The organism is Micromonospora taraxaci (assembly GCF_007830095.1).
In the GTDB taxonomy this organism is placed as follows: domain Bacteria; phylum Actinomycetota; class Actinomycetes; order Mycobacteriales; family Micromonosporaceae; genus Micromonospora; species Micromonospora taraxaci.
This window is the reverse complement of record NZ_VIWZ01000001.1, coordinates 2,683,252-2,708,944: the sequence shown is the minus strand read 5'-3', so window position 1 is coordinate 2,708,944 and position 25,693 is coordinate 2,683,252. Positions and strand designations below refer to the sequence as shown.

Annotated in this window: 22 protein-coding genes; 6 read left to right on the top strand and 16 right to left on the bottom strand. The window is 71.0% G+C overall.

The genetic code is table 11. From position 1 onward, the window contains the following. Positions 1 to 20: 20 nt before the first annotated feature. Together FHU34_RS12645 and FHU34_RS12640 are read left to right on the top strand one after the other, a co-directional pair. Positions 21 to 1,358, top strand: coding sequence for a ricin-type beta-trefoil lectin domain protein (locus FHU34_RS12645; protein WP_145780135.1), 1,338 nt, complete (start codon positions 21 to 23; stop codon positions 1,356 to 1,358). Between the two features lie 286 nt (positions 1,359 to 1,644). Continuing rightward, a complete protein-coding gene (locus FHU34_RS12640) occupies positions 1,645 to 2,601 on the top strand; it encodes a hypothetical protein (protein WP_145780134.1) in 957 nt (318 codons plus the stop codon). Between the two features lie 65 nt (positions 2,602 to 2,666). Here the strand turns inward: FHU34_RS12640 and FHU34_RS12635 are convergent, their stop codons facing one another. The 8 genes from FHU34_RS12635 to FHU34_RS12600 all read right to left on the bottom strand — a co-directional run bounded on the left by FHU34_RS12635 (position 2,667) and on the right by FHU34_RS12600 (position 10,952). After that, positions 2,667 to 3,794: a glycoside hydrolase family 53 protein gene (locus FHU34_RS12635; RefSeq protein ID WP_145780133.1), complete on the bottom strand. Its 1,128-nt coding sequence runs from the start codon at positions 3,792 to 3,794 to the stop codon at positions 2,667 to 2,669. 31 nt (positions 3,795 to 3,825) lie between these two features. Then, on the bottom strand, positions 3,826 to 4,938 hold the full coding sequence (locus tag FHU34_RS12630) for a cellulose binding domain-containing protein (protein ID WP_145780132.1): 1,113 nt from the start codon (positions 4,936 to 4,938) through the stop codon (positions 3,826 to 3,828). A gap of 83 nt (positions 4,939 to 5,021) precedes the next feature. Further along, the gene (locus tag FHU34_RS12625; protein WP_145780131.1) at positions 5,022 to 5,399 is read right to left on the bottom strand and encodes an AtzH-like domain-containing protein; all 378 of its coding nucleotides are present in this window, start codon (positions 5,397 to 5,399) and stop codon (positions 5,022 to 5,024) included. Next, positions 5,363 to 6,967 carry a SulP family inorganic anion transporter gene (locus FHU34_RS12620; RefSeq protein ID WP_145780130.1) on the bottom strand — a complete coding sequence of 535 codons (1,605 nt, stop codon included), beginning with the start codon at positions 6,965 to 6,967 and terminating at the stop codon, positions 5,363 to 5,365. The genes FHU34_RS12625 and FHU34_RS12620 overlap by 37 nt, the downstream gene beginning before the upstream one ends. 12 nt (positions 6,968 to 6,979) lie before the next feature. Next, positions 6,980 to 7,672, bottom strand: coding sequence for a cysteine hydrolase family protein (locus tag FHU34_RS12615; RefSeq protein ID WP_145780129.1), 693 nt, complete (start codon positions 7,670 to 7,672; stop codon positions 6,980 to 6,982). A gap of 7 nt (positions 7,673 to 7,679) precedes the next feature. Further along, positions 7,680 to 8,369: a biuret amidohydrolase gene (biuH, locus tag FHU34_RS12610; RefSeq protein ID WP_145780128.1), complete on the bottom strand. Its 690-nt coding sequence runs from the start codon at positions 8,367 to 8,369 to the stop codon at positions 7,680 to 7,682. A 38-nt stretch (positions 8,370 to 8,407) separates the two neighbouring features. After that, complete coding sequence (atzF, locus tag FHU34_RS12605; protein ID WP_145780127.1) at positions 8,408 to 10,210, bottom strand: allophanate hydrolase; 1,803 nt, start codon at positions 10,208 to 10,210, stop codon at positions 8,408 to 8,410. 76 nt (positions 10,211 to 10,286) lie between these two features. Then, positions 10,287 to 10,952, bottom strand: a complete 666-nt coding sequence (locus FHU34_RS12600; RefSeq protein WP_145780126.1) for a GntR family transcriptional regulator — start codon at positions 10,950 to 10,952, stop codon at positions 10,287 to 10,289. A 335-nt stretch (positions 10,953 to 11,287) separates the two neighbouring features. Between FHU34_RS12600 and FHU34_RS12595 the strand changes: the two genes are divergently transcribed. Together FHU34_RS12595 and FHU34_RS12590 are read left to right on the top strand one after the other, a co-directional pair. Next, positions 11,288 to 12,190, top strand: a complete 903-nt coding sequence (locus tag FHU34_RS12595; protein ID WP_244311642.1) for a hypothetical protein — start codon at positions 11,288 to 11,290, stop codon at positions 12,188 to 12,190. A 152-nt stretch (positions 12,191 to 12,342) separates the two neighbouring features. Further along, complete coding sequence (locus FHU34_RS12590) at positions 12,343 to 13,797, top strand: neutral zinc metallopeptidase (protein ID WP_208744974.1); 1,455 nt, start codon at positions 12,343 to 12,345, stop codon at positions 13,795 to 13,797. 42 nt (positions 13,798 to 13,839) lie between these two features. Here the strand turns inward: FHU34_RS12590 and FHU34_RS12585 are convergent, their stop codons facing one another. The 6 genes from FHU34_RS12585 to FHU34_RS12560 all read right to left on the bottom strand — a co-directional run bounded on the left by FHU34_RS12585 (position 13,840) and on the right by FHU34_RS12560 (position 19,569). Further along, positions 13,840 to 14,565, bottom strand: a complete 726-nt coding sequence (locus FHU34_RS12585) for an anti-sigma factor family protein (protein WP_145780124.1) — start codon at positions 14,563 to 14,565, stop codon at positions 13,840 to 13,842. 22 nt (positions 14,566 to 14,587) lie between these two features. Continuing rightward, positions 14,588 to 15,109 (bottom strand): sigma-70 family RNA polymerase sigma factor, encoded by a 522-nt coding sequence (locus FHU34_RS12580; protein WP_088988846.1) that lies wholly within the window; start codon positions 15,107 to 15,109, stop codon positions 14,588 to 14,590. A 114-nt stretch (positions 15,110 to 15,223) separates the two neighbouring features. Beyond that, positions 15,224 to 15,823 carry a hypothetical protein gene (locus FHU34_RS12575; protein ID WP_145780123.1) on the bottom strand — a complete coding sequence of 200 codons (600 nt, stop codon included), beginning with the start codon at positions 15,821 to 15,823 and terminating at the stop codon, positions 15,224 to 15,226. A gap of 38 nt (positions 15,824 to 15,861) precedes the next feature. Beyond that, positions 15,862 to 17,178 carry a LysM peptidoglycan-binding domain-containing protein gene (locus FHU34_RS12570; RefSeq protein WP_145780122.1) on the bottom strand — a complete coding sequence of 439 codons (1,317 nt, stop codon included), beginning with the start codon at positions 17,176 to 17,178 and terminating at the stop codon, positions 15,862 to 15,864. A 1-nt stretch (position 17,179) separates the two neighbouring features. Next, positions 17,180 to 17,710, bottom strand: coding sequence for a type VII secretion system-associated protein (locus FHU34_RS12565; protein WP_145780121.1), 531 nt, complete (start codon positions 17,708 to 17,710; stop codon positions 17,180 to 17,182). Continuing rightward, complete coding sequence (locus FHU34_RS12560; protein ID WP_145780120.1) at positions 17,710 to 19,569, bottom strand: hypothetical protein; 1,860 nt, start codon at positions 19,567 to 19,569, stop codon at positions 17,710 to 17,712. Before FHU34_RS12560 ends, FHU34_RS12565 begins: the two co-directional genes overlap by 1 nt. Before the next feature lie 202 nt (positions 19,570 to 19,771). On the opposite strand from FHU34_RS12560, the gene FHU34_RS12555 reads away from it, so the two are divergent. Continuing rightward, complete coding sequence (locus tag FHU34_RS12555; protein ID WP_088988841.1) at positions 19,772 to 20,071, top strand: hypothetical protein; 300 nt, start codon at positions 19,772 to 19,774, stop codon at positions 20,069 to 20,071. After that, on the top strand, positions 20,068 to 20,730 hold the full coding sequence (locus FHU34_RS12550; RefSeq protein WP_145780119.1) for a hypothetical protein: 663 nt from the start codon (positions 20,068 to 20,070) through the stop codon (positions 20,728 to 20,730). Before FHU34_RS12555 ends, FHU34_RS12550 begins: the two co-directional genes overlap by 4 nt. 134 nt (positions 20,731 to 20,864) lie before the next feature. Here FHU34_RS12550 and FHU34_RS12545 read toward each other — a convergent pair whose 3' ends face one another. Then, entirely contained in the window at positions 20,865 to 25,241 is a 4,377-nt protein-coding gene (locus tag FHU34_RS12545) for an FtsK/SpoIIIE domain-containing protein (protein WP_145780118.1), read from the bottom strand. A gap of 90 nt (positions 25,242 to 25,331) precedes the next feature. Continuing rightward, complete coding sequence (locus FHU34_RS12540) at positions 25,332 to 25,628, bottom strand: WXG100 family type VII secretion target (RefSeq protein WP_145780117.1); 297 nt, start codon at positions 25,626 to 25,628, stop codon at positions 25,332 to 25,334. Positions 25,629 to 25,693: the final 65 nt, after the last annotated feature.

The following is a 25,693-nucleotide window of genomic DNA, read 5'->3' as shown; positions in this document are numbered from 1 at the left end:
ACGCAGAAGGAGGCTCAACCATGCGGCTTCGCAAACTGTCCACCCCCTGGCTGGGGGCGGCCATGGCGGTCCTGGTCCTGTTCGCCATCGGGGCGTACGTCCTCACGACCGTCAGCTCGGCGGCCGCGGCCACCACTGCCGGCTGCGGCAAGGCGCCCGGACTGAGCAGCGGTACCCACACCATCCAGAGCGGCGGCAAGAGCCGCAGCTTCATCCTTCGGCTCCCCGACACGTACAACAACACCTACGCCCACCGGCTGGCCTTCGGGTTCCACTGGTTGGGCGGCACCGCCACCCAGGTCGCGTCGGGCGGCACCGACGGAGCCGCGTGGGCCTACTACGGCATGCTCTCGCAGGCGAACAACACCACGATCTTCGTCGCCCCGCAGGGCCTCAACAACGGCTGGGGCAACTCCAACGGTGAGGACGTGACCTTCACCGACGACATGATCCGTACCATCGAGAACGCCCTCTGTGTGGACACGACCCAACGTTTCTCGGTCGGGTTCAGCTACGGCGGGGCGATGAGCTACTCGTTGGCATGCTCCCGACCCACAGTGTTCCGGGCGGTCGCGGCAATCGCCGCCCCCGGAGCGATCAGCGGATGCAGCGGCGGCACCCAGCCGGTCGCGTACCTGGGGATTCACGGCATCAACGACAACATCCCCAGCGGACGATCCTTGCGCGACAGGTTCGTCCGGAACAACGGCTGCGCGGCGCAGAACCCGCCCGAACCGGCGTCGGGCAGCCGGACCCACATCACCACCGCGTACTCGTGCCAGGCCGGATATCCGGTGCTCTGGGCCGCGTTCGACGGCGGCCACCAGCAAGGTCCGGTGGACGGGTGTGCCGGCTGTGAGAGCGGCGCGCGGAGCTGGGTCAAGCAGGAGGTGTGGCGGTTCTTCAGCCAGTTCGGGTCCACCGTGCCGCCCACCACTCCCCCGCCGTCGACCCCGCCGCCCGGCCAGCAGAACGTGCTGATCGCGGGGACCCAGTCCGGCCGATGCGTCGACGTCCCCAACTCCAGCACGACCAACGGCGCCCGCCCCCAGCTCTGGGACTGTCACGGCGGCACCAACCAGCGCTGGACCTACACCACCAACCGCACCCTGACCGTGTACGGCAACAAGTGTCTGGACGCCACCGGAGGCGGCAGCAGCAACGGCACCGCTGTCATCATCTGGGACTGCAACGGCCAGGCCAATCAGCAGTGGAACCTGAACGCCAACGGCACCATCACCGGAGCCCAGTCAGGGCTGTGCCTGGACGCCGTCGGCTCCGGCACCGCCAATGGGACGCAACTGCACCTCTGGGCCTGCCACGGCGGCGCCAACCAGCAGTGGAGCACGCGCACCTAGACGACTGCGCCCCGACCCTGGCTCAGGCTGCGAGCGCAGCCGGCCGCCGGCGGTGACCATCGGTCACCTCGATGAGGGCGGATGCGGTAGTGAGCGGTATACCTCAGAGTCATATTCATACCTCTGAGGTATACCGCTCACCAACACATCGACATGGCTGGGAGCACTCCTGCCTCGACCGGACCGAGCAGGCCCCATTCCATGCAACCCTCACCTTAGACATTCACAGCCTTCTATGCTTTGCGCTCTGGGCGGGTGGCCCGGACCAATCTGTGAAGGAGCTTCAATGGGAGGAAGAATCCGCGCTGCCATCGTCGCCGCGACGGTGCTCGGGATGGTCGTGGCGTCGGCCGGTGTCGCGCAAGCCGGCCCGCCGTCGCAGCCGTCGATGCGTGACGCGCGGGCCGCCGCAGCGACGTCGGGCGAGATCGGCGTCGCCGCGAACGGCGGTTTCGGCACCGCCGCGACCTGGTTCACCGGCACCGTCGCGGTTGGTGGCACGCAGGGCTGGACCTGGCAGAACGCCCCGGCCGACGCCGCGTACGTGGTCGGCTACAACCCGGCCGGCGCCACCACCTCGACCATGTGCCAGTTCGAGACGATCAGCAGCCAGTACGTGCAACTGTGGGGCGGGCAGAGGCAGTTCCAGTTCACCCTCAAGAACGTCGGCTCGATCGCCTGCGGCGCGACGGTCCAGCTCGCTGCGGTGAGCAGCACTGCGTACGCCTCCACCGGCGGCGTCAGCCCGGGTGGCACCCAGACACACCTGTGGAACATCCCCTGGCACACCAACTGGGTGGTCGCCCTCAACCCGAATGGCGCCACGAGCACGGCGGCGTGCCAGTTCCGGGTCACGCGCACCTGGTTCGTGCAGCCGGGCGCAGCGGGCGCGCTCCGCCAGTTCTGGGTGGAGGTCAAGAACGTCGGAACCGTCGCCTGCCAGACCGACATCCGGCTCGCCTCCACCGCCGTCAGCTACAGCTTCACCATCGCGTCCATGGCCTCCGGTGCCACGTGGTCCACGACCTGGAACAACGCGAACCCCGTCACCTCGGTCTACCTGGTCGGCGCGTCACCTCAGGGCAGTTACCCCATCACGTGCCAGTTCGAGGTCACCCGCATGATCTACCGCCAGCGCATCAACAGCAACGGCTCATCCGAGCGCCAGATCACCATCTCGTTCAAGAACCTCGGCGGGACCACCTGCGGAGGGCTGGCCGAACTGCAGACCCTCGCGGCCTGATCCCGCAGCCGTCGCTGCGGCCATCGCCCGACAACCACAGTGGTCGGGCGGTGGCCGGTGACCGGTCAGGGTGTCCAGCGCACGTTCGGGTTCACCCGCCCGGACCAGTCGAAGACAGCCATGTTGTCCCACTGGTTTCCGGTGCCATTGATGTTGGCCGGGTCCCAGCCGTTGCCGCGGACGGCGTACCAGGTCGGTTCCCAGTAGAAGACACCGATGGCCCCGGCGTTGCGGGCGGTGTTCTGGACCCAGTCGAACTCCTGGGCCTGGCCGGACCAGGTCGCGCTGATGCCGTCACAGGTCGCGTCGCCAATGGCGTTCGGCTCGCTGTCCGCGTTGTCCCGGGTGAAGGGGTACGCGGTCTCCGCGATCACCACCGGCTTACCGTAGCGGCCGCGTAGATCGACGATGTTGTTGTAGAGGTTCGCCAGGCTGCCATGCCACATGCAGTAGTACGACTGGGCGGTGATGTCCCACTGCACGCCCTGGGCGCGGATCCCGTCGTAGAACCATCGGGCGTTGGCGTTGCTGTCGGCGTTCGCGGTGTGGATCATCACCGGGATGCCGCTGCCGCACGCCTTTGTCGCGTTGTAACCCTGCTTCAGCAGGCCGGCCAGCGGGGCGAAGTCGTTGTTGACGACCTTGCCCTCGTTCCACAGCATCCCGACGTTGATCTCGTTGCCGATCTGCACACTGTCCGGCAGGGTGCCCTGTGCCCGCAGGCTGGAGCAGACGTCGTAGGTGAAGGTGTACACGTCGGTGCGCAACTGGCTCAGGCTGTGGCCGGCCCAGGCCGCCGGCTTGTACTGCTTGCCGGGGTCGGCCCAGGTGTCGGAGTAGTGGAAGTCGATGAGCACCTTGAGGCCCTTCGCCCTGGCCACCCTCGCCTGGGCCAACACCCTGCTCTTGTTGTTGTAGCCGCTGACCGGGTTGTTCCACACGCGCAGCCGGACGTAGTTGACGCCGACGGACTTCAGGATGTCCAGTGGGTCGCGGGCGACACCGCCGGCGTCGTAGTACCTGGCACCCAGGTCCAGGCTGCGCTGCAACGAGGAGACGTCGGCGCCCCGCATGCTGAGCGTGTTCGCGGCGGAGGCGGGCGCGGGGGTGGTGGGGACGGCGAGGATGCCGGCGAGGGCGGCCCCGAGCAGGGCCCTGGTGCGGCGACGGGGTGTGGGCGAGTGGGTGCTCACGAGACTCCTTCCGGAGCGGGACGGGCGGCGCTCAGCCCACGGCGCAGGGAGCGCCGTTCAGCGAGAAGGCGGTCGGTGGCGCGTCGCTGGCGCTCCACCGGCCCTGGACGCCGAACGTCGCCGTGCCGTCGGGCGCGAGGACACGGTTCCAGCCGACGTCACGAGCGGTCACGGTGGCACCGGTCTGGCCGACCGTGGCGTTCCAGTGCGAGGTGACCTGCTGGTCTCCAGGGAAGGCGAAGGTGACGATCCAGCCGTCGACAGGCGCCGTCGCGATGTTCTGGACGGTCACCGTGGCCACGAAGCCGCCCTGCCATTCGGACTGGTTCCGGTAGGTCACCCGGCAGGTCGAGGGCGGCGAGGTCGGCGGGGTCGACGTCGTGGGCAGTTCGACGGTGTTGGACGCGATCGACACGTTGCCCGCCGCGTCCCGGGCCCGCACGTAGTACAGGTTCCGCAGCGGCACCGACTGGGGCAGCGACGCCGTGTACGTCGTTCCCGGCACGGTGGCGATCAGGGTCGAGGTGTACCAGCCGTCGAACCGGTAGACGTTGTATCCGAGGACGCCGACGTTGTCGGTCGACGGCGACCAGGACAGCGTGCCGGTCGAGGCGGTCACCTCGCCGACGGTCAGGCTCTGCGGGGCGCTCGGTGGCGTGGTGTCAGGGCCGGTGTCCGTCACCGGAGTGACCACGATCAGCGGGTCCGTCGAGCGGGAGCGGTGTCCGAGGCTGTCCCGAGCGGCCACCTGGAACGAGTACTGCCTGCCCGGCTGGACGTAGGTGGTGATCGTGGTGGTGGTGACGGCTCCGACGCTGGCGCTGTAGTAGACGTCGTTGAACACCTGGTAGTACGTGATGTCGTACCCGGTGATGGCGCAGCAGCCGGGCGTGGCGGCGGTCCAGGTGAGGGTGATCGACCCGGTCCTGACCTCGCTCGCGGTCAGGTTCGTGGGCGTACCCGGTGGGAAGGGTGAGGTGCCCGGCGTGCTCGGGGCCGTGGTCGGCGCGGCTGACGCGCTGCCGGCATCGGCCGCCGGTGCGGCGCTCAACACGGTGCCCAGCACCACCGTCGCCAGCACGGCGGCGGCCAGCGAAGCCAGCCCCATCCGGCGGACCAGCGAGAACGAGTGAACGCCTGTCATACCTCGACGATGCCGCCATGACATCGATGATCGCCAACGTGTCTCACCACCCGGTCAGCGCGGCACGTCCACGAATGCCTCGTCTAGCAATCCGGGACGGAGACGTGGGCGGTGACGATCCGCCAGCCGACGGGCAGGCGTATCCAGGTCTGGGTCTGCCGCCCGGTTGCGGCGGCGTCGGCGTACCCGAATCGGGTTGTCACGACCGCCAGGTCCGGGCCGAAGGTGGTGATGACGGGGTCCACCAGCCGGCGACCGGGCGGCAGTGGTGGCTGCGCGGCCCGCCACTTGCGCTGCTCGTCCAGCCCGTACTGATGGTCGGCGAGGCCGAACCGCACGGTCCGCTCGGAATCCCAGAAGTACCCGCAGATCCGGTCGGCATCGCCGTCGGCCAGAGCCCGCTCGTAGTCGGCGAAGGCCGCCGTCACCTCGGCGACGACGTCGGCTCGGTCGATGTCCATGCCTCTCGTACCTCCGATCCGTCGTCCTCGTCAGGGTCGGGTTCACGGGGATCGGGGCGACCGAGCGCGAAGACCGCGCAGATCGCCGCGACGAAGAGGTAGCCGAGCGCCACCTGGCCGTTGGCGTTCCACTCGATCCGCTCGCCGTGGATCAGCCCGACGAACGACAGCAGCGCGCCCGAGCCGGCGAAGATGGCGGCTCGGACGAACCGCTTGTCGATGATGAAGACCACCACCGCGCCGAGCACCAGGCCGGCGAGGATCGCGCCCTGACCGAGCACCAGCAGACCGTCGTACACCACGCCGGCACCGTTGAGCGCCTCGTCGCCGACCGCGGCGGCCGTCGTACCGGCCGCTGCCAACGCGTTGTCGATCTGCCCGGTCGCCCAGGCCGCGATGTTCGGGATCAGCGCGGCGACCACCGCGGCGGCGTGCGCCCGGGGCGTCGCCTGGAACGCCTGTGCCCCGATCAGCAGGCCGATGTACAGCAGGATCGGCACGATGGCCGCCGTCGGAAAGATCGCGCCGAGCAGGCCGAACATGCCCAGGAAGCAGAGCACCGCGATCACCACGCCGGTCGCCATCGAATAGCCGCTGCGCCCACCCGCCGCCTTCCAGCCCGGGTGTCCGACGTAGACCGCCGGTGGGAACGGCGAGCCGAGAGCCGCGCCGACCACCGCGCCCGCGCCGTCGGCGAGCAGCACGCTGCGCAGGTTGTAGTTGTCCCCCGCAGTGGCGGCGCTCTCCACGTTGGTCATGCCCTCGGTGAAGTTGTAGACGCCGAGCGGGATCGCCGTCGCCAACAGCGGCGCCATGTCGGCCAGCCCGGCGAGGAGCAGGTCGATCTTGAACGAGGGTACGGCGATGGCGATGTCCCGGGCTGCCGCCGTGACGTCCGGCACCGACATCGCTCCGCCGGCCCAGCCGATCGCGGTGCCGAGCAGCAGCGCGGCGAGCCCGATCGGAAAGTTGAACGGCAGCTTCACGTCGGTGAGCAGGCCGATCAGCAGCAGGGCGAAGACGGGCAGGGCGACCCAGGCCAGCCGCCACATCTGCCCGGCCGGGTTCATCGAGATGAACGTGATGGAGATCCCCGCGAGGGTGCCGAGCAGCGCGGCCCGGGGCGCGTACCGGCGGATGTAGGGCCCCACGAACGCGCCGATCAACACGATCACGCCGATGATGAAGGCCCACGCCAGCCCGGCCTCCCAGGCCCGCACGGGGTCCTGGGTACGCAGGTAGATCGGGAGCATGATGACGAAGATGACGATGAACATGTGCGGCACGCTCGGCCCGTACGGCAGGGCCGTCACGTCGCTGCGGTTCTCCCGTCGGGCCAGCCGGCGGGCCAGGTAGGTGTAGTAGATGTTCCCGGCGACCAGGGCGATGCCGAGCGCCGGCAGGATGGTGCCGAACACCTCCCCCTCGGGGAGGTTCACCACGGCGAGGCAGAGCCCGGTCAGGGTGAGCACGTTGACCAGGACGTTGACGCCGAAGCCGAAGAACGCGTTGGTGTCGCCGCGTACCCAGTAGGGCAGCGGGGCGACTGAGGGTCTGGTGGAGGCCATGACTGCTCCCGGTCAGGAGGAGGGCTGCAACACGGGGGTGGTGGGCAGCGCGGCGCGCACCTGCGCCGAGTCGGCGACCCAGCCGAAGATCCCGCCCTGGGCGGCGATCATGTCGAGCCCGACCCGCTGGAACTCCGGGAAGTAGGACCCGACGCAGTCGGCGAGCACGAGGCACTCGTACCCGCGGTCGTTGGCCTCCCGGACGGTCGTGTGCACACACACTTCGGTGGTGACCCCGGTGACCAGGAGACTACGGATGCCCCGCTCGGCGAGCAGGGCGTCCAGGTCGGTGGCGTGGAAGGCGCCCTTGCCCGGCTTGTCGACCACCGGCTCGCCGGGCAGTGGCGTCAACTCGTCGACGATGTCGTGGCCGTACTCGCCTCGGATCAGGATCCGACCGTTCGGCCCGGGGTCACCGATCCGTTTGCTGGGCGTACCGCGACTCAGCTTGGCCGGCGGGCAGTCGGACAGGTCCGGCAGGTGCCCCTCGCGGGTGTGCACGACAGTCAGGCCGGCGGCGCGGGCGTCGGCCAGCAGCGCCGTGAGGGGGGCGATGGTGCGGCGAAGCTGACCGACGTCGTTGCCCAGGCTCTCCCCGAACCCGCCGGGTTCCAGGAAGTCACGCTGCATGTCGATGACGAGCAACGCCGTGGTCGAGAGGTCGAAGGTGTACGGGGTGGGCCGCGCGGCGGCGATGGTCAGCATGGGCACCTCACGTGGTCGTGGCGGCGATGACGTCGTCGGAGGTGGTGACGCAACCGAAGACGCCGCCCTGCATGGTGACCATGTGCAGCGCCGCGTCGTGGTTGGCCTTGTCGGTGGCGCCGGTGCAGTCGGAGAGGATCAGGCACTCGTACCCCCGGTCGTTCGCCTCGCGCATGGTGGTGTGCACGCAGACGTCGGTGGTGATGCCGGTGAGGATCAGGTGGGTGATGCCCCGGGTACGCAGCACCAGGTCGAGGTTGGTGGCGTAGAAGGCGCCCTTGCCAGGCTTGTCGATGACCACCTCGCCGGGGGCCGGTGCGACCTCGGGCACGATCTCCCATCCCGGCTCGCCGCGAACCAGGATCCGACCGGCCGGCCCGGGCGCGCCGATCTCGGCACCGATGCGCGCCGACCGCCACCGCTTGTTCGCCGGAAGGTCGGACAACTCCGGGTCGTGTCCCTCCCGGGTGTGTACGACGAGCATCCCGAGTGAACGGGCGTGCTCCAACAGTCGGGCGGTGGCCGGTAGGCCGGCCCGGGTGAGGCCGATGTCGTAGCCCATCGCGTCCACGTAGCCGCCCGGTCCGCAGAAGTCGGTCTGCCAGTCGATGCAGAGCAGTGCGGTGTGCGCGGTGTCCGCCGTACCGTCGTACGGCCACGGGTAGGGGTTGGCCGGTACCGGCCCGATGCTGCCCATCTTCTCGCCTCCTGTCGTTCTCGCTGGTGCCTGCCGCCCTACCTCCCGGCGGCGGCCTGACGGTAGGCCCGCCACCCACCGGCGGCGCTGATGTCCACAGCCGGCGGGCCGGCGGCGTACGCCTCGCACAGAAAGCCGAGCACGTCCCGCCCGTCGTGCAGCCGGACCCAGCCGAGCGACAGCGGAGCCGGCACTCCGGCCAGCAGCTCACCGACGGTGGACGACGGCAGACTCCAGAGCTCGACGTCGATCGGCTGACCCTGCGGGTCGTCCGGCGTCACCCGGACCAGGCCGGGCAGCCCCTCACCGTCCGGAGACTCCATCCGGTACAGCCGATACAGCGGTGCGGTCCGTGCCGCGCCGACGAAAGTGGCCCCACGTCCGGTGAGCTCACCGTTGCGGGACTCGCCGCTCAGATGCCGGCCCACGACGGCGATCAGCGTCTGGGCCGCTGCCGGCGGCGCGTCGCCCGCCGCCACCACCGGTGGCGCCTCAGCGCCGGCGGTGAGAGCGGCGGCGAGCCGGGCCAGGGTGAGGTCGCTGAACGCCGGGCCGAGCAGGGTCAGGCTCGCCGGTCGGCCGCCGTCGGTGAAACCATTGGGTACGGTCACCGCGGCCAGGTCGAGGAGGTTGGCGAACTGGGTGTAGCGGCCGAGCATGGCGTTGCGCCCGATGGGATCCTCGGCGATCTCGTCGAGTGTGAACGTGGTGCCGACGGTGGGCACCACCAGCACGTCGATCTCGCGCCAGAGCCGGTCGACCCGGGCGCGCAGTTCGCGCAGCCGATGCTGACCCCGGAAGGCGTCGACCGCGTCGTAGCGCCACCCGGTCTCCAGCACAGTCCGGGTGACCGGGAGCACCGAGTCGGGGTGCCCCCGGAGGAAGTCGCCCAGCCCGACGAGCCGCTCGGCCACCCAGGGGCCCTGGTAGAGCAGGTCCCCCGCGGCGAAGAAGTCGTCGAGCGGCACTGGCAGCGCGGTGGCGACCAGCGTGCTCAGTCGTCGTACGCCGGCGTCGAACCGCTCGCTCTGCCCCTCGTCGCCGAAGAACTCGAGATCCTCGGCGCGAGGCACCCCGAGGCGTAGCGTCCCCGGTGCGTCGCCGCTCGCCCGTTCGGCCGGCAGCGCGCGCCCCCACGGGTCGGCCGTCGACACACCCCGGGCGGCGTGCAGCACCTCGACGGCATCCGCGACGTCGGTGGCGAAGACCGACACGCAGTCCAGCGAGCGGCAGGCCGGGACCACACCGGCCGTGCTGAGCAGGCCCCGGGTGGGTTTGAGGCCGACGATCCCGTTCAGCGCCGCCGGGACGCGACCGGAGCCGGCGGTGTCCGTACCCAGGGCGAAGCTGACCTGGCCCGAGGCCACGGCGACCGCCGAGCCGGAGCTGGACCCGCCGGAGACGAGCCCGCCGCCGAAGACGCTCTCGCAGCTGCCGTACGGCGAGCGGGCGCCGGTCAGGCCGGTGGCGAACTGGTCGAGGTTGGTCTTGCCGACGAGGAGAGCACCGGCGTCGAGCAGTCGGCGTACCACCGGAGCGTCCTCGGCAGGGCGGTACGCGAAGTCGGGGCAGCCGGCCGTGGTGACCATGCCGGCGACGTCGATGTTGTCCTTGACCGCGAAGGGGATTCCGTACAGCGGCAGGTCGGCGGGGTCGCGGTGGCGGGTGAGCCAGGCGGCGTGGGCCCGTAGGTCGTCGGCCGCGACGGTGCTGATCCAGACCGGCCCGCCGTCCCGGCCGGCCAGCTCGGCCATCACACGTTCGGCCTGCTCGACGGGGGTCGTCGCGCCGCTGAGGTACGCCGACCGCAGCGCCGAGAAGGGGCCACCTGGCTTTGACATACTGTCGATTGTCGACAGTTCTGTTACGAGCGACGGCGCGATTCGTAACGAGCCCATGTCGGGCCGCCCGTGGTGGCTACCCGAGGTACGAGCGCGCGCCGTGCGCGGAGAGCACTGTCAACACCTCCTCCGGGTCTCCCCCTGCGACGGCCTCGAACAGCCGCTCGTGCCGGTGGACGCCGTCCAGCGGCTGCGCCAACTCCGCCTCCCGACGCAGGTTGATCGCCATGTAGAGCTGCAACTTCACCAGAATCGAGTCGTACACCGCTGACAACTGACGGTTGTCCGCGAGCGCCACCAGCGCGACGTGGAACGCGCGGTGCGATTCGGCCACCGCCATCCGATCGCCGAGGCGGACCGCCTCCACCATCCGGTCCAGGGCCGCCCGCAGGCCGACCAGGTCGCTTTCCCGGCCCACCGGGATGCCCGCGCGCACTGCGAAACGCTCCAACACGTCCCGCAACTCGTACAGCTCCCGCACGTCCCGCTCGGAGAGCGTGGCGACGCGGACCCCCCGCCGTGGCACGTGCTCGACCAGCCCTCGCTGGGCCAGCAGCCGCAGCGCCTCGCGCAACGGTGCCCTACTGATCCCCAACCGCCGGGTCAGCTGCTCCTCCACCAGGCGTTCACCTGGGTCGCTCCTGCCGCTGAGGATCTCCCGGGTGAGCCGGGTGACGGCGAGGTCCACCAGGCTGACACTCTCCAGCTCACCATCCATCGGCGATGCGGCCACGTCGTTCACCCCGCCGAGTCTGCCACCTGCCCCACGACGACCGGCGTGGACGCGGTCCCCTCGGCCCGGCGCGGACGGGCCGCGCGGTCCCCGGTTCCCGTGACGCAGCCGGGGATCGCGCGGCGCCCGACCACCCCCGCCCTGTTGATCATGAGGTTATCGCGCCGACGCGCCGCCTGTGGCAACAACTTCATGATCGACGGGGGTCGCATCCGAGGTTGGCTGAACCGATTCCGGGTGGGGTCCGTGTGGATGCCGAACGGCCTCCGGGCGTGCGGGGGCCGGGATAGGAACTGGGAGACCCCGAGATGATGCGCAAGTACGTAGTGCCCTTCGTTGCACTGATGACTGCCAGCGCGGTGGCGTTGACCGCGTGCAGTTCGACAGCGGAGGCACCCGCGCCGGCGAGGGCGTCCGCCCCGGCCGGCGGGGAGGCCACCGCGCCCACCGACGGCGCGGCGGGCGGCGACTTCGCGCTGCTCTCGGGCACCGCGAAGTCGAACAGGTCGGAGCCCAACACCGGAGACTGGGCGGTGCCGAACGGTGGCGTCGCGTCCGCAGCGGCCCGTCAGTCGTCGCAGCGGTGGGTCCAGTTGACCGCCAGCAAGGCCGGCGACCTCGATCCCGTGGTCGTGAACGGCGCGGGGCTGACGCTCTACCGCTTTGACAAGGACAGCAACAACCCGCCCACAGCGACCTGCAACGGCGAGTGCGCGCAGACCTGGCCGGCGGTCACCGTCGCGCCGCGCGGCAAGGTCTTCATCGCGGGGGTCAAGAAGTCGGCGGTCGGCACGGTCAAGCGCGCCGACGGCACCCTCCAGGTCACCATCGGCGGCTGGCCGGTGTACCGGTTCGCCAAGGACACCAAGCGGGGCGACACCCTGGGCCAGGGCGTCGGGGGTACGTGGTTCGGCGTGACCCCGACCGGCGGCAAGGCCGGCGCGCCGCAGGGTGGTCAGGACGACAACAACCCGGACACCGGTGACGCGACCGCTCCGCCCGCCACCAGTGCCGTGTTCTTCGACGAGGCCAACTTCAGCGACAACGGCGCCTCCCAGGGTGTGTCCGGCAGCGGTTGTCAGAACCTGCCCCGCCCGGGCGCTCCCTCCTCGGTCGCGGCCCCCGGCTCGCTGAAGATCTGGGCGGGCCCGAACTGCACCGGCCGGGTGCAGGTCATCAACGGTGACGTGGCCGACCTCGCGACGATCGGTTTCGACAACGCCGTCGTCTCGGTCCGCTTCAGCTGACCGTCCGATCCCGACCAACGGGTGTGTCGGCCCGGCTTCCGCCGGGCCGACACACCCGCTTTTCGTATCGGCCGCGCTGTGGCCCGACACGCCCCCGGTCGGCCTGCGCCGATCGGGATTCCGTGTCGACGTCGACGCCGAGAAGGTGATGAATGACTACTCCCAACCGGCGGATGGCACCGACCGGACGGGCGCTGGCCGGCGGAGTGTTGGCCCTCGGGGTGGCGGCACTGCTCGGCGGCTGCGTCCGTCCCGTGGAGGGTGTCGGCGCCGCCGAACGCTGGAGCGCCACCCGGATCGCCGGTCTGGAGATCACCACGGGACCGAGCGGCCCCCGGGCGGATGTGACCGACGCACGCCTGGTCGTCGTCGGCGGTGACGGCGGCGAGGCGGACCGGCTCGCCCGCAACGCCGTGGACGACGTACAGAGGTACTGGGCGGATGAGCTGCCGGCCACCTTCGGCCGAGGGTTCGACCCGGTCGCGCGGCTCATGTCGTACGACTCCACCGGCCCGGGCGGCACCGTCTGCGGCAGCGACACGAGAGGGGCGGTGAACGCCTTCTACTGCCCGGCCGACGACACGGTCGCCTGGGACCGGGGGCGACTGCTCCCCATGCTCGACGACTCGTTCGGACCGATGGCGGTGGTGGCCGTCCTCGCCCACGAGGTGGGGCACGCCGTGCAGTTCCGCCTTCGCACTGTTGACGGACGCACCAGCTCGATCGTGAAGGAGCAGCAGGCCGACTGCTTCGCGGGTGCCTTCTTCCGGTGGGTGGCCGAGGGCAACGCCCCGCACTTCCAGCTGTCCACCGGCTCCGGCCTCAACCAGATCCTCGCCACGCTGTTCTTCATCCGCGACAGCACGGAAACCGGCTTCGAGGCGGAGGGCGCGCACGGCAACGCGTTCGACCGGGTGTCCGCGTTCCAGTTCGGCTTCGGCGACGGCCCGGTCCGGTGCGCCCGCATCGACGACGCGGAGGTACGACGGCGGATCACGCAGCCAGCCGGCGGACGACGATCGGCCAGCGGGGAGGCGACCGGCAACCTACCGGTCATCGACCGGGGTGCCCTCGCCGCGCTGGAAAAGACACTGCGTGCGGCCTTCGACCGCGATGGCGTCACCCGGCCGACGATCGACCTGTCCCCGCCGGCCTGCCCGGAGGTGACCGTCACCGCGCCCGCCACCTACTGCCCGGCCACCAACACGATCGGACTCGACCTGGCTGAGCTGGCCCGCCTCGGGACCTCCCCGGAGCAGGGGCAGGGCGGCATCGGCGACTTCGGCGCGTTCGCGGAGGTCGCCTCCCGGTACGCGCTCGCGACGCAGCACGGAGCTGGCTTCCCGCTCACCGGGCTGGCCACGGCGCAGCGTACGGCGTGCCTCAGCGGGGTCTGGGCGGCGACGGTCCGAGCTGGGCGGGGCGCGGTCCTCCAGCTCTCCCCCGGCGATCTGGACGAGGCCGTCGCCGAGATGTTGGCGCCGCGGAGCCTCATCGCCGCCGACGTCAACGGGGCTGGTGTCCCCTCCGGGTTCGCCCGCGTCGAAGCGTTCCGGGACGGCTTCACCGCCGACACGCCGGCCCTCTGCCTGAGCAAGTATCGGTAGACAGCTCGCCGCACCGACCAGGACGGCCGGTGCGGCGACGCCCTACAGCCTCGCGGTGACGAACACCTTGCCGTCGGTGTTCTCCACGCGGACCTCGCCGACCTGCGCGGGGTCGATCAGGGCACTGCCGTCCAGCGTGGTGCCGTCGGCCGCCCCGCCCTCGGACACCAGCCAACTGCCACTCAGCACGGCGTTGCCGTCCTTGCCGACGACCAGCAGACGGCAGCGCTCCCCCCGGGGGATCCCGGACACCGCCGCGTTGACCCGTACCCAGCCGGGGGCCGGGGTCACCGCGACGGTGAGCCGGGCACCAGTCCCCGGGTCGGTCGTGGTGGCGTTGCGGGTAGCAGGGTTGGTGGCGGTCACCGTGGTCGACGGGGCCGGCAGGGCGCGTGTGTCGGGTGCGTCGTCAGTGGTGCGACCCAGCAGGACACCGCCGGAGACGGCGGCGGCGAGAGCCACCACCGCGGCGGCGCTCAGGATCGCCCGGCGGCGTTGGCGATGCCCGGACGATTCGCTGCGAACCTGGCGCAGGGTGCGCTGCAACAGCAGGTCGCCGCCCTCGGGAGGGCCGTCGAGCAACATCGCCTCGGGTACGGCCTCGAGCGCGTGCTTCCACTCCTGGAGTGACTCGACCTCGGTGCGGCACTCCGCACAACTCGCCAGGTGCTCCTCCACCCGTCGGAGCTGCTCCTGGTCGAGCTCGCCCATCAGATATCCGCCGATGTCCACGTGGTCACCGGCCGGTACCGAGCTGTCCGATTTCATGAGGCAGACCGTTCCACTCGGTTCAGTGCGCCGCGATGTCGCGTAGCGCCCGGAGTGCGTAGTAGGAGCGTGATTTGACCGTTCCCGGCGGGATACCCAGCGCTTTCGCGGCTTCCGCGACTGTACTCCCGAGTAGATAGACCTGCTCAAGGACCTCGCGGTGCTCCTGCGAAAGGCGATTGAGGGCGTCCACCACCACCATCGAGTTGACCACCTGGTCGGCGTGGTCCCGCTCGACGGCGACGTCCGTCGGGCTCTCCGGCACCTCGGGCGGTCGCGCCATTCGGGCGCGCACCGTGTCGGTGATGAGGTTACGTACCACGGTGAGCAGCCACCCCCGCACCGATCCCTTGCCGTTGACCAGGCTGTCCGGGTGGCGCCAGGCGCGTACCAAGGCCTCCTGGACGATGTCCTCGGCGATGGCCCGGTCGCGGGTCAGTTGCGTCGCGTACGCGAGCATCGCGCGGCCGTGTTCCTCGTACAGGGATCGGATCAGGGCCTCGTCCGCTACGTTCTGCCGACGATCGGGCCGCAAACCCGCCATGAGTACCGTCCTCCGTTGACCCCGGCCCGGCGGTCGCCACCGGTGCATCCGGGTACCCAGGATGCCTGCCGCACTGCCGAATGCCGGCAATGCGGAACCAATGTGTTTGTAGGCTCACCTGGGTGAACTTTCGGGCTTTTGGCCGATCGGCGCTGCGGCTTTGCCTCCGTCCGGAGCGACCACGAACCAGAGCCCGTCGGCCCCCTGACCGGCGGCCTGGCCGGGCACCCGGTCGTCCACGAAGCGGTAGACCGGCCGCCCACCCACTGTCACCTGGCGGGTCCCGTCTGAGCGGGGCACCGCGCCGAGCCGGGAGGGATCAAGGTCCTTGAACTTGACCTTCTCGTTCACCAGGACCGGCAGCCACGCGGTCAGACACTGTTCCGTGCAGTTCGACTGCGGGGGTGCGGCGCTGTCCTGGTCGAACCGATAGAGCGTGAAGCCCTGCCCGTCGAGCACCACCGGGCCGAGTTCCGGGTGTTCTCCAAGCTGGACCGACGCGGGCCAGTAGCCCCCGTCCGGGCTGCGCTGCCCCAGGTCGCTCTGCGGGTTGGCGGCGCCCGGCTGCTGCGGAGCACCCGCTTGCGTGTTGGCGGCGACGTCGGGGGCGGGCAACGCGACCGGGTCGCGCACCACTGTGGTGCATCCGCTGACGAGCAGCGCTCCGGCCAGCGTCAGTGCGCCGAGCAGTCGATGGGAAACGGGCGCTTTCATCGGCACACCAATCGTTTGCGAGGTTCGGGGTACGAGGATCAGCGGCCGAGGGCCGGGATGAGCCGACCGCGCGGGGTGGGACGGTCGAGGTGCAGGCCGAGCACCCCGACGTCGAGCGCCCCGTTCGCGTCGATGTCGAACCGCCAGACGGTGTTCGGCGCGTCGCCGACGACCACCACGGCCGCCGTGCCGTCGGAGGCCGCCGCCAGCGCGCCGAGGCGCTCCCACTCCTCCGGCGGAAGCGGGGCGGTGACCACCACCAGGTGGTCGCGAAGCGCCGAGGACCCGTGGACGTCCTCGGCGTCGTCGCCGGGCAACGTCAGGACGGAACGCAGGTCGACGACGACCCGAACCCGTTCCGGGACCGGCCAGGGCGGCGGTGGTGGGCCGACGACACTGATCGCCACCGACGTCGCGGCGTAGCGGCTGATCTCGTCGAGGAACGCGCCCGCCAGGCGGTACGCGGCTGCCGGCTCCCCGGTGAGCGCGACGATTCCGGGCGCTCGTCCCAGGTTGACGACTGTCAGTTCACCGCCGACGGTGCCGACGGTGGCGAGCATCGGCAGCCCGCCGCCGTCAGCGGTCACCTGCTGGTCGAGGTCCCAACTCGGCGCCTCCCAGATCGCACCCTGCTGCCGTGCCCGCCACGGGGGCGGCGGGTCCGGCAGCGCCGGCGACAGCCGGAGCGACACCCGGTCCGCACCGACCATCGCCGCGTACACCGGGGGCTGGGATGCGGATGCGGCGATCTGCCGCAGGGCGCGGTCCAACGCCTGTCGTGAGCCCGGCGCGGGTCGCGGCGGCTCAGCCGCGCGGCGGCGTCGGACCAACCGGATCAGCACCGGTACGACGACCGCCAGCACCACCGCGCCGATGCCCAGCAGCGTCACAACGACCGGTCGGAGCCCGAAGGTCCCGCCGCCGCCGACCGGAGGAGCCGGGGGCGCCGCTGCCGGCCCTTGCTCCGGTTGGTCGACCGGCGGAGCTTCTGGTTGCTGGCCCAGGTCCGGCGTGGCCGACGGCGGCGGGCCGACGCGGATCTCACCGGAGGTCGCGCCCTCGGGGAGGACGAAGACCCAGCCGGCGCGGATCGGCTGCGCCGGATCCGTCAGCGTGCCGCCGTCCGGCTGGGTACGCCCCTGGTTCAGCTCGAAGATCTCCGGCCAGCGCCGGCTGTCGCCGAGCACCCGGTCGGCGACCCCGGGCAGCGTCAGCTCGCTCTCCGCGCCCGGTTGCCCGGGTACCACCCAGTACGGCACCGACGGTTCGACGGCGTCCGCCCCGGTCGGGGCCGCCAGCAGGAACGCGGTCACCACCGCCAGCACCAGTCCGGCGTACGCCCTGGTCAGGGACATCTCACTCGGCTCCGTCGGCGTCGACCGAGTCGCGCAGGGCGCTCGCCTGCAGGCGCATGGCCCGTGGCCCGCCCGGGTTGACCAGCACGTCGAGCCCGTCCGGGAGCAGCTCCAGCAGTTCGGTCAGACCGACCTGCCGCCACTGTGGCGCGTCGACGCGCGCCTGGTCGAGAGCGCCGGAGGCGACCACCACGCAGGCCACCCCGTCCGGGGCGGACGTCACGGCCGCCTCGCCCGCCTCGTCGAGCGCCACCGCCACCAGGCTGTCCCGCAGCGTCCGCAGCACCAGGCCGACGTCGGCCCGGTCGGTGGCGACCAGCTTCGCCGCCGCGTCCACGGCGCTGGTCGGTGAGTCGGCGTTGCGCGGCTGGTACAGCGGGTTCGCCTCGAACCGTCCGATGGTCCCGTCGTCCTCGACCAGCCAACCGCCGACGATCGTCTCCACCGGAGGAGCCTCGGTCGGCTCCTCGTCGTCGCTGTCCAGCAGCAGCATCCAGTTGCGCTGCACGTCGGACTCGTCGTGCTCGTTCATCAAGCCCTTCCCCTCGGCGTCGGAGTGATCTTTCGGAATTCGCCCCTGCCGTCCTTCGGGTCGTCAGTGCTCTCCACGGCCAGGGACGCGATGGTCTCACCGGGATTGGTGAGCAGGCCGACTTCATCAACGCCCCGGGCCGCGTGCACGGTGTTGTTCGCCGCGAAGATCTGCCGCCTGTTGCCGAGGTCGCGCATGACGTCCGCGAACTGCTGCCCGGCCTCACCCTTGATGTTGGCGAAGTTGCAGGAGATCATGGCGATCGCGGCCTTCGGGTTGGCCTCGGCGAGCGCCTTGAAGTTCGAATCGTTGCTGAGGATCTTGGCCATGCTGGCGCCGGGGACGCTCACCACCTTGCCGCTGGACAGGGTCACCGCGGCGCTGTCCGGGCTGCCGTGGGCGAAGATGAACATCGGGTCGCTCCTCAGATTGCTCCACGGAGCCGGCAGGAACTGGTTGCCGGCGAGGGTGGGCTCATTGCCGGGCAGCTGTCGGATGACCTTCAGACCCTCGATGTCCATCGAACCGCCCAGGTTCTTACCGGTGGCGAGGTTGGCCTTCTGCGCTCCCCAGTCGGTGAAGTTCTCGACGTCGGTCGACCTGCTGGGGAAGATGACGCCGATCTGCTTGCCGTCGCTGTCGCGCAGGGGCACGGACTGGACGTCCTCGGGACGGAACGTCTTCAGGCGGCCCTTGTCGGTCATCCCGGCCAGGAGGCTGGGGTCGGCAGCGCGCCTCTCGTTGGAGATCCTGAGGTCGCGCGCGAAACGCATGTCATCGATCTTGTTGCCGATCGACGTGAACACGCCCTTGATGGTCTTGCCGAGGCCGACACTGGTGACTGCGGTGTCGATCCCCGCCCCCGGCGTGGGAGCCTTGCCCACGCTCCGGGTACTCCCCGGCGCGCCGCCGAGGCCCTTGATGCTGTTCTTGATCCCCTCCGAGACGCTGCCCGGCAGCTTGTTGCCAGCACTCCCGGCGATCTTGACGATGCGACTGACGAGCCGCCCGCCCGGCACCAGACCGAGCAGCAGGCCTCCGGCGGCCAACCCGATCGCGGCGGGATCACCGGTGAGCGCCGCCGCCGCGAGGTCGATCGCACCGGAGAGGAAGCCGATCGCCTGGCCCAACGGCGGGAAGATGAACGAAGCGATCACCGACAGCGCGTCCAGGATCAAGGTGATCCACTGGATGACGGTGCTGCGGAGGAAGTCGATGAACGCCTGGAACGCCTCGACGATCTTCTCCCAGAGCGAGCGCTGCGGCGCGTCCTTCGCCAACCCCCGCAACGTCTGCGCCGCCGTCCGGGCAGCCTGATCACGTAACGCCGTCGCCTGGCCCAGCAGCGCCTTCGCCTGGTCGAGCGCCTGCTGGGCGTCGGCCGCGCGGTTCTGTGCGGCGGCGTCGTCGTCACTGGCCTTGTCCTTCGCGGCCTGGTCCGCCGCCGGATCGCCGCCCAACGCGGTGATCGCCGCCTGCGCCGAAGCGACCGCCGCCTGCGCGGCGGCCTGGTCGCCGGACGCCTGTCGGGCCTGGTCGAGGGCCCGCAGCGACATCGCCTGCGCCTCCTCCAGCGACGGCAGGTACCGCACGTACGCGTCGGCCGCCGCGGCGTAGGAGTTCGCCATCCGATCCAGCCGCCCGGGCAGCTTGCCGATCAGGTCACGGAACGCCTCCATCGCCTTGCCCTGACCCAGCTGGACCTGGCCACCGGAGGCGAGCAGGTCGTGCGCCTCCCGCGTGGTGGTGGACAGCTCCTGGTAGGCCCGCGTGATCTCGTCGAAGGACTCCGGATCACCGGGTACCGGGTCGGAGTCCACCTGCAACACCGACCACTCGGCGTCTCCCGGACGCGTCATGACCAACCTCCCCCATCGCACCGACCGCTTCCCGCTCCGGCCAATGCCGTGAGCCGACTCGCACACGTAGCGATCGTGGAAACGGTTCAGCCGGACTGAACCGATCCGACCGGCCGTCCGTGTACGGCGCGGAGTCATTGACCGGACCGGGGAGGAGAGCGGGGATGGGCAAGCGGAGCAGGCTCGACGCCGGGGTGGCGCGATGAGCGTGATCGACGTACCCGGCACGGAGCTGATGCGGGTGCACGACCTGTTGCAGCGCACCAAGGAGCTGATGGACAGCTCACCGATCAGGTCGATGGGTCCGGTCGTCGACACGCTGGGGCAGCGTGAGTTGGAAGGGGCCGCCCGCGAGTTCGAGAAGCGCTGGGGCGACGGCCGGTACGTCGTGGCCAAGGACCTCGAAGGGGTCCGCGATGCCGCGAAGGCGGTGGCCGACGCGTTCCGGGAGACCGACGACCAGACGGCGGCCTCACTCGAGTCGGACGGAGCGACGAGTTGACCAGCGCAGGGGGCACTGCGGTAGCTGTCCCGACCGGATTCGAGCTGCGTACGCCGCACGACTGGGTCGACTTCTCGGTCGCCGACGAGGCGAGCGAGAACCGCGTCGCCGACGACGTGTGGACCCGGGCCCGCGATGGTGGGTTCACCGAGGAGCAGGCGGGACAGTACGCCGAGCAGCTGCGCCGGTCGGTGCGGCAGGCCCGCAACGCCGGCGCGGTGCACGCCGCCGGCACGTTCCAGGTGTACGAGGACGGCGCGCTCATCGCCACGGTGCTCGTCTCCGTGGTCACCCCGCCCGCGACCGGGGACATCATCGGGGCGTTGACCGCGGTGGCGCAGCCCGCCCACGCCGACGGCACCTGGCGTCGGGTGAGCACCGCACAGATCCCGGCGATCGGCACCGTCGGTCGGGTGCACGGCATCCAGAACGTCAGCCAGGACGGCGTCACCATGCGCTGCGCCGTGATGCACACTGTCGTACCGCTGCCGGGGGCAACGAACGTGCTGGTGGTCACCGGTTCGAGCCCGAATCTCGCGGAGGCGGAGGAGATCTTCGAGCTCTTCGCCACGATCACCGCGACATTGACCTTCTCGTATGAGGGGGAGGCTTCCGCGCTCACGCCGCCGGCGGCCTCCCCGGGGGAGGTCGGCAGCTAGGGGTAACTGCCGACCTGCGTTGGGGGGACACCGTTGGGGGTGTCCCCCCAACGTCGTTTGCGTACCCGGCGGGGTCTGGGCATTGTCGTGTCCGGCCCCCGAATGGGAGCCGGACTCCGTCGTCGCGGTCGTGCCTACCGGGCGTCGCCGGTCCCGGCCAGCAGCTCCCGCAGCCCGGCCGGTTCGGTGCGGGGCACCTGCACCAGGTGCAGCTTGCCGTCACCGAAGTGGGCGTGCACCCGGCCCGGCCGACCGCCGCCGAGCTGGCTGCGGGACAGCTTCACGCCGATCAGCTCACCGTCGCCGAGGCCCTGCGGGCTGAGCAGCGCGCCCTGCCGGTTGCGGCGAGCGTCGACGTGCCAGCCGCCGAAGCCACCGGAGAGACCGTCGATGGAACCGCCCATGATCAACCCGAGGCCCTGCTCCGCCCCGACCCGGGCGATCTCACCGAGGTCGCTGCCGGCGTCGCACTTGAGCAGCTGCTCGGCGTCGTCCAGGACGACCACGGCGGGTCCGGAGCGCCCGGCGAGGGCCGCGGCGAGCCCGGCGGAGGTGAAGTTCTCGCTCGTCACCAGGTCGAGCACCCCGGGCACCCCGGCCAACTCCCGCAGCGGCGATCGGCGGGGTGCCGCGATCACCACGGGTGTCCCCTTCTCCAGCAGACCGGCGACCATCGTCAGCAGGGTGGTGCTCCGCCCCGATCGGGGCGGTCCCGCCAGGATGAAGGAGGGGTTGGTCTCGAGGTCCGGGCCGATGGCCGAGAGCTCGTCCCCGCCGACTCCGAGCATCGTCCACAGCGGACCGTTCGGCCGCGCCAGGACGCTCGCCTGCGCCAGGGTCAGCTCGTCCGGCAGCACGTCGATCCGGAACGGGCGCCCGGCGGTACCGACCGCGGCGTCCCGCAGCCGCGCCGCCTCGGCGATCGCGGCGAGCGCGCGGGCCTGACCCTGCCCGGAGCTGTCCTGCGTGAGCAGGGCGATCTGCGCCTCCGCGCCGTCGACCGCCCGGATCGCCCGGCCCGTGCCGATCTCGTCCGGCAGCTGCCGGTAGTTGATGCCGACCATGCTGTAGTCGCTGCGTTCGGTCAGTCGGAGCACCAGTTTGTCGTCGGTCGTCGACGAGATCCGGGTGGTGAACATGCTCCGGTCGCCGGCCATCACCACGTGGATTCCGGCCCCGGCGCCTTCGCGTAACAGGGTCAGCAGGGCCGCCATGACGCTGCCGTTGTCGTAGTCGGCGAACGTCTTGTCGAAGACCTCGAACCGGTCGAGCAGCACCAGGATGTGCGGCGGACGGTCGGACTCGGCCGCCCCGGCCCGGTACTCCACCATCCCGGCCGAACCGGTGGAGGCGAGCACCTGCTGGCGACGCCCCAGCTCCGCGACGAGGCGGGTGAACAGGCGACCGAGCCGTTCGGCCTCGGTCCGCTGCACCACAGCGCCGCAGTGCGGCAGCTCGGTGAGGGCGAGCAGGGCGCCGTTGCCGCAGTCCACGCCGTAGAGATGGACGTCGGCGGTCGAGTGCGCGCCGGCCACGGTGCCGGCGATCGTCCGCAACGCCTGTGAACGGCCGCTGCGCGACGAGCCGATGATGTGCAGGTGCCCCAGCGTCCCCAGGTCCAGCTCCAACGGCGCCTGCTCCTGCTCGGCCGGCAGGTCGACCAGGCCGTACGCCACCGGGGGCAGGTGGTAGCCGCTGCCGCGCGGCGCGGGAAGTTCGTCGACGGTGAGGGTGTCCGGGAGGGCCGGCAGCCACGGGCTGTGCGGCGGCTCGATGGCGAGCTGCTCACTGGCACCCCGGACGGCCTCCACCAGCACGGCGAGGTCGGTGAGTTCGGCCGATGGCGCGGCCTTCACACCCGGACGGCTGGGCCTGGGCCGACCCAGGTCCTTCCAGGAGACCGGCGCGAGCCAGGGTGCCTGCCGGGCCTCGGTGCGAGCGCCCGGACGGAACCCACCGACCCGCCCGGCCTGGAACGGCACCAACGACGACTGGGCGAGGCGTACGAAGGCCCGGCCCGGCGTCGACTTCAGGATCGAGGCGGCATCCGGGGCGTTCAACACGTCCTGGCTCTCGCTGGTGTCGGTCACCCGCAGAGCGATCCGCAGGTTGGTGTTCGCCCGGATCTCGGGTGACACCACTCCACCCGGACGTTGGGTGGCCAGCACCAGGTGGATGCCGAGCGACCGTCCCCGCTGCGCGATGTTCACCAGACCGGTCACGAAGTCCGGCAGGTCCCGGATCATCGACGCGAACTCGTCGATCACGATCAGCAGTCGTGGCATCGAGGTCCGGGTCGGCTCCCGACGCAGCAGGTCGACATAGTCGTCGATGTCCTTGGCACCCGCCTCGGCGAGGATGTGCTCCCGCCGCTTCAGCTCGGCCGTGAGCGAGGTCAACGCCCGACCCACCAGGTGGGTGTCGAGGTCGGTGACCATGCCGACGGTGTGCGGCAGCCGGACGCAGTCCTTGAACGCGCTGCCACCCTTGTAGTCCACCAGCACGAACGTCATCGCGTCCGGCCGGTTGGCGACGGCGAGCGAGGCGACCAGAGTCTGCAACAGCTCCGACTTGCCCGATCCGGTGGTGCCGGCGACCAGCGCGTGTGGACCGTCCCGCTTGAGGTCCAGGGCGAACGGCCCGTCCAGCGAGACACCGAGCACCGCCTCGGTGGTCCGGCCTCCGGTGGTCCACCTGGCCGCGACCGCGTCCGGCTCCGGCGGTTCCATGCCCAGCACGTCGAGCAGCCGACTCGCGTCCGGCAGTGCGGCGCCGTCGTCCGCGCCGCCGGTGTCGCGCAGCGGCGCGAGTGCACGCGCCACCGTCCGCAGCCACTGCGTCGAGAGCAGGTCCGGGTGCACAGCGGAGATCGGCGCGGCGAGCGTCCGGGTCACCAGCAGCGACCCGTCGGACTGCTCGGCGACGACGGCCTGGCACTCCTCCGGCAGCAGCTTCTCCTCGGCGTCGACGCAGATCGCGTACACCCCGACGGCGGGTCCTTCCCGCAGAATCTGCGTCACCCCGGGCAGGGACCGCAGCCGGCGTGCCCCGTCGAGCACCACGAGGATGTCGCGGAACGTCCCGTCGGTCCGCTCGGCGGAGCGGGCCGCGATCACCGCACTCAGTTCGGCCACGCGGCGGGCCATGGTCTGGGTGTCGGCACCAACGGTGGCGACGGTGTCCTGGCCGTCGCGCGGTGCCGCGTGCGGCAGCCAGCCGACCCACGACCAGCCCTCCTCGTCTCCCGCGCCGGCGAGCAGGTAGATCTGCAGGTCCTCGGGGCTGTGCAGGGTGGCGGCCTGCGCGACCATCCACCGGGCGGTCACCCGGGCGACGGCGACGCCGGCGATGCCGACCACTCCGTGCTTGCGCACCGACACGGTCGCCGGCACGTCGAGGGCACTCCACCGGACCTCCCGTCGATGCTCGTCCTGGCTCGGATCCCGGAGCACCACCTCGGACGGTAGGTCGGCGCTGCCGGCCCGCAGTTCGAGGAAGTCGGGGTCGGTGCGGCGCCGTTCCCAGAGGCGGCGCTCCGGTCCGACAGCGATCAGCCGTACGGCGGCGGGGTCGGGGAAGTTGTCCCGCCGGGCCAGCCGCTCGGCGGTCAGCGCCGCCTGCGCCTCGGCGCTGATCCGCGTCCGTTTCGCCTCGTACTCGGCGAGGCGGGTGCGGTGGCTGGCCTTGCCCAGCCGTCGGGAGCTGATCTGACCGGCGATCAACGCCACGGGCGACAGGATGGCGAAGAGCAGGGTCAGCGGGTTGCCGGTGATGAGGTACGCGGCTCCGGAGACCACCAGCGGGGCCAGCACGGTGATCAGGACGAGCGGTCGTCGCTCCGGCGGGGACGGCGGCGACGGCAGAGTGAACTGGGTCAGGCGCACCTCCGGCAGCAGCCGTGGTGGACGGTTGTAGTCCAGCCCGGTGCGGTCCTCAGAGATCTGCAGCGCGGCCTCGGCCCGGACCGGAACGCGGAGTTCCAGCAGGGACGAGCCGACCGCGAGTTGTCCACCGGGGGGCCACGCCTGTTCCCCGTCGAGCTCGACCCGGTCGAGCAGGAGGCCCTGTTGCTCCGGCCGCACCCGGCATCTGCCGTCCGGAAGGACCCGGACCGACGCCATCACCGGGGCGAGCGAGGGGTCCGTGAGGCCGACCCGGCTGACGCTCGCGGTGCCGATGGTGTGCTCACCGAGGTCGAGCTGATAGGTCGCACCGGCGTCGGTGCCGCTGACCACCCGCACCTGCACCAGTCCTGGCGGCTGCGTCGGGGGCTCGGGCACGGGCCGATCCAGCCCGAGCACCGTGCCCTGGCGCAGCGGGGCCTCGGCGAGGGTGAGCAGTGGGTCCAGTGGTGCCCCGGCGACGAAGATGGCCGGTGGTGTGCCGGCGGGCTCCGGCCGACGCGCGGCGAGCGCCTCGGCGAGTTCCCCCACTGTGTTCTCGGGGGCCGCCTCGACCTGGTATTCGATGACGGCGGTGGACGGATCCGCAACGGTGAGCTGCAGGCGCACGAGGGTCTCCTGGTCGGGTGGTCCGTCGGGAAAGACGGGCGGGGCCGCGCGGTGATTCGCTCACCACGCGGCCCCGGCCCGTCCGGTCGTTCAGCGGCCGAGGCTGGCCCCGGTCTGGTTGTCCGTCTCGGAGAACGCGTCGCTGACCTGCGAGAGGTACTGGCTGATGCCCTCCATGCCGTTCAGGGTCTGGTCGACGCTGCCCTTGTACTCGTCGAAGTACGGGCCGAACTTCTGCTGGGCGGCCGGGGTGTTGTAGCCACCCTGGATCAGGGTGTCGATCTTGCTCTTGGCCTGGTTCATCCCGTCCAGCAGCGTCTGCATGTTCTGCTTCAGCCAGGTCGAAGACTCCTGCATGTCCTCGCTGACGATGTGGTAGGTGGCCACGTTCCGCTCCTTCAGGTCGTCGGTCGTTTCCGGCTCCGGGGGGCGGCCCCTCCTGGGTCGCCTTC